2 protein-coding genes, 1 tRNA gene and 1 pseudogene are annotated in these 2,908 nt (G+C 69.6%); all 4 read right to left on the minus strand.

Translation table 11 applies throughout. The annotated features are described in order from the left end of the window. A pseudogene (locus tag NQ160_RS25025) lies at window positions 1-100 on the minus strand (VOC family protein); the annotation flags it as partial. Between the two features lie 107 nt (window positions 101-207). Then, a tRNA-Lys gene (locus tag NQ160_RS21810) sits at window positions 208-280 on the minus strand. A 23-nt stretch (window positions 281-303) separates the two neighbouring features. Then, on the minus strand, window positions 304-1,830 hold the full coding sequence (locus tag NQ160_RS21815) for a serine/threonine-protein kinase (protein WP_257517147.1): 1,527 nt from the start codon (window positions 1,828-1,830) through the stop codon (window positions 304-306). Between the two features lie 187 nt (window positions 1,831-2,017). After that, window positions 2,018-2,671 carry a fasciclin domain-containing protein gene (locus NQ160_RS21820; RefSeq protein ID WP_257517148.1) on the minus strand — a complete coding sequence of 218 codons (654 nt, stop codon included), beginning with the start codon at window positions 2,669-2,671 and terminating at the stop codon, window positions 2,018-2,020. Window positions 2,672-2,908 lie beyond the last annotated feature (237 nt).

Raw genomic sequence — 2,908 nt, forward strand, 5'->3', positions numbered from 1 at the left:
TGTGATCGGACATGTCCGCATTGAGCGTCCAGCCGAGTGCCGTGTAGAAGTCGGTCGACCGCTGGACGCTCTCGACCGGGCAGGTGATGAAGAGGCTCATGCGGCAGACACTTTCAAAATCGAAGTGACCTGTCAAGACACCCGTGCACGCCGATGCAGACGCCCTGCGCTCCGGCGAGGTCAGATCGCGCGATCCTGCGAATGAAGTGGGCCCCGTGGGGCTCGAACCCACGACCCGCGGATTAAAAGTCCGATGCTCTACCGACTGAGCTAGAGGCCCTCGTGTTCCAGCCTAGTAGGCCGTCAGCGGTTCCCGTTCCCGTTCCCGTTGTTGTTGCCGGGTCCGCGGTTCGGGTTGTCGGCGCCGGGTCCGTTGCCCGGCCCCTTGTTCGGGTTGGTGTGGGCGGGGCCGCCGCCGTTGCCGGGGCCGGGCTTGTCCGCCGGGGCGTCGACGGGCGTGACCACGATCGGCTGAGGTGCGGGCGCCTCGACCTCTTCGGCCACGACGGCCGGGGCCTCTTCCACCGGAGCCGCCGGAGCCGCGGGCTCCACCGGCGCGACGGGCGCCGGCTCCTCGGGCACCACCTCGGGCTCGGTCAACACCACCGGCGGCTCCACCGGCGCCGGTTCCTCCTGCACGACCGGGGCGGGGTCCTGAGAGATACTCGCGCCGATCACGGCGGAGAACGCCGACACCGACAGCACCGCCAGCACCCCGACCGTGGCGGCGGCGGCGTACACGCGGCGCGGGTACCGGGGAGCGGGGCGAACGACCGAGGTCAGCCCGGGAACCTCAGGAACCGTCGTGTCAGTGCTACGGGCCGACACGGCCGTCGACGCCGACCGGGGCGCAGACACGGTAGGCATCTGCAGGGGAGCGGTCGCTGCGGCTGCAGCTGCGGCCGCGCGCGAGCGCCGCGTCATCGGGGCGGGGTGAGCGACCGGGGCCACGGGCGTCGCGGTGTCGTAGGCGATGGCATCCGGCACGGTCAGCCGCGCGGCCGCGACAGCCACCTCGAGCGCGCTGGGGCGGTCTTCGGGACGCATCGCGGTCATCGCCTGCAGCAGCTCGCGCCACGGGGCCGGCAACGACGCGGGGATCGCGGGCGGGTCGATGAGGCGCGCGGTGATGGCTCCGATGCCCGAGGCATCGCCGAACGGACGCTGCCCGGTGATGGCCTCGATGAGCAGGATGCCGAGGGCGTAGATGTCGGCGGCGGGGGTCGCCGCCGCGCCGCGCGCCTGCTCCGGCGCGAGGTAGGCGGCCGTGCCGATCACGAGCCCCGGGGCGGTGGCGCGGGTGGTGTTCTGCAGGTAGGCGATGCCGAAGTCGGCGACCTTCGCGCGCCAGCGTCCGTTCGCGAGCGGAGAGCGCCACAGCAGCACGTTCGAGGGCTTGATGTCGCGGTGCACGATGCCCGAGGTGTGGGCGACGTGCAGCCCTTCGGCGATGTCGAGCGCGATGCCCGCGAGCTCCCTGGCATCCATGTCGCCCTGTCTGAGGCGCTCGCTCAGCGTGAGCCCGGGCACGTACTCCATGACCAGGTAGTTCACGTCGCCATCGGCGTGACTGATGCGGGCATCGAAGAGCGTGACGAGGCAGGGGTGGTTGAGAGAGGCGAGCACCAGCATCTCGGCCCGCGCGCGATCCACCGATGCGAGGTCGTCGGCGTGAGGGTGCATGACCTTCACGGCGATCGGACGCTGCAGGTGCAGGTCGTCGGCGCGGAACACCCTGCCGGCGCCCCCTGCGCCGATCAGCTCACGCAGCTGGTACCGGCGCTCCAGTACCGTGCCCACGGCGATCTCGGTGACACGCGCGTCGATCATGGCCCTCCAGCCGATCGGCGGCGGCCCAGCCCGCGCTCCGATCTTTGACGACGCTAACCAATGCAACTTCGTCCCGTGAGAGCTTGACGAACCGCACGAAACGTGAGAGGGCCGCCGGCGCCATCGCAGCGCCGGCGGCCTCACCGCCTACCACGGACCGCGGATTCCCCGCCGCGGCCCGTTCGACTCACTGTGCCGGAGGCATCAGGACCGTGTCGATGAGGTAGACGGTGGCATTGGCGGTCTGTACGCCACCGCAGATGACCATCGCGTCGTTGACCATCCACTCGTCGCCCGAGCCGGTCACCTCCACGTCTTCGCCCTGCAGGGTGGTGTGCATTCCCGCGATGTCCTCGGGGTCGACCTGACCCTCGACGACGTGGTACGTCAGGATCGACGTGAGCAGGTCGCTGTCGGTCTTGAGGGTTTCGATCGTCGCGGGATCGAGCTTCGCGAAGGCCTCGTCCACCGGTGCGAACACGGTGTACTCGCCATTGTTGAGCGTCTCGACCAGGTTGACGTCGGGGTTGAGCTCGCCGCTGACCGCCGCGGTGAGGGTCGTCAGAAGCGGGTTGTTGGATGCCGCGATCGCGACGGGCTCCTGCGACATGCCCTGGATCGAGCCGGCCCCGTCGGGGACCTCCTCGGCGTAGGCCTCGCAGCCGGCGCCGACCAGCATGGCGCCGGGGTCCATCGTCTCCTCGACCATCTCCTCTTCGACGACCTCTTCGGTCGGCTCGTCGGTGGCCGTGTCGCTCCCCATCGAGCATGCCGAGAGCGCGAACGCGCTCGCCAGCGTGAGAGTCAGAGCTGCGGTGATCTTCTTCTTGCTGCTGAGCATGATGTCCTCCGGTTTTGGAAGCCGCCAGGACTGCGGCCATGACACCTCTTCGGAGCGGTCGCCCGATCGGATGGGAAACAATCCGATCCATCCGCCGGCACGAAGAACCCCCGACAGGAACGGGGACCCATGGAGCTCATCGTCATCGGCCTGCTCGGGGGTCTCATCACCGGCATCTCGCCGTGCATCCTCCCGGTGCTGCCGGTCATCTTCCTCACCGGAGGCGCGCAGTCCGCG

The sequence above is a fragment of the Microbacterium sp. zg.Y909 genome (genome assembly GCF_024626565.1).